Origin of the sequence: Mesorhizobium sp. M7A.F.Ca.US.014.04.1.1 (genome assembly GCF_003998745.1) — a bacterium.
Classification (GTDB): Bacteria; Pseudomonadota; Alphaproteobacteria; order Rhizobiales; family Rhizobiaceae; genus Mesorhizobium; species Mesorhizobium ciceri.
In genome coordinates this window covers 1-1,032 of the sequence record NZ_RZRW01001119.1, presented here as the reverse complement: position 1 = coordinate 1,032, position 1,032 = coordinate 1, and the positions used below count along the sequence as shown (strand labels likewise).

The 1,032-nt window shown below is 59.8% G+C and carries 2 pseudogenes; both read right to left on the bottom strand.

Annotation, left to right across the window (positions count from 1 at the left end):
- Positions 1-171, bottom strand: a pseudogene (locus EOA22_RS34955) (thioesterase); the annotation flags it as partial.
- Between the two features lie 102 nt (positions 172-273).
- Positions 274-1,032, bottom strand: a pseudogene (hisD, locus tag EOA22_RS34950) (histidinol dehydrogenase); the annotation flags it as partial.

Here is a 1,032-nt window from a genome sequence, read left to right as displayed (position 1 = left end):
CTTGACAACGTGGTGAACGGCAGCGTCCCGCATGTAATCGGCCGGCAGATACGGCCGGCATATCGAGGAGTAGTCGCCATAGCGGAATGGGATCAGCGGCCGATCGTTGAGCCACGGATAATAGTTCTGCTCGGGATTCCAGAAGTGGACGTGAGCATCCACCATCGGCATATCAGTCACGTCTGTCTCCTCTCCGTCTCGGGACGACCCGTGTCAGATTGGATGCCAGCTCCTCTTCCGGCATCCGCAGTCGTCGCCGCGATTTATCGCGATTTATTCAGCGGCGGCCGCATAGGGGACGTTGCGCCCGCCATAGCGACGGACACGAACGTTTGCCTGCTCGGCATGGCCGGCGAATCCTTCAAGTATGCAAAGGCGCGAACAGTATTCTCCGATCATTGCCGAGGCCTCATCGGTCAGGACGCGTTGATAGGTAACGGTCTTCAGGAACTTGCCGACCCAAAGGCCGCCGGTGTAACGGGCGGCTCCCGCCGTCGGCAGCGTGTGGTTGGTTCCAATCACCTTGTCGCCATAGGCGACGTTGGTTCGCGGCCCGAGAAACAGCGCCCCGTAGTTCGTCATCCGCTCGAGGAAGATATCCGGATCGCGAGTCATCACCTGCACATGTTCCGATGCCATGCGGTTTGCTTCACCGACCATTTCGTCCTCTGTCGAACACAGGATTACCTGGCCGTAATCCTCCCATGCGCGACGGGCGATGACGGCAGTCGGCAGGATGTTCAGCAGCCTTTCGACCTATGCGATCGTGGCTTTGGCGAGAGCCTCTGAATTGGTTAGCAAGACTGCCGGTGAGTTGGGACCATGCTCGGCTTGGCCGAGAAGATCGGTCGCGCATAGCTCGGCGTCGACGCTGTCATCGGCAATGACCAGGGTTTCCGTCGGACCGGCGAAGAGATCGATGCCGACTTGTCCATAGAGCTGGCGCTTGGCTTCCGCCACAAAGGCGTTGCCTGGACCGACCAGCATGGCAACGGACTGGATGCTTTGTGTGCCCAGTGCCATGGCGGCTAC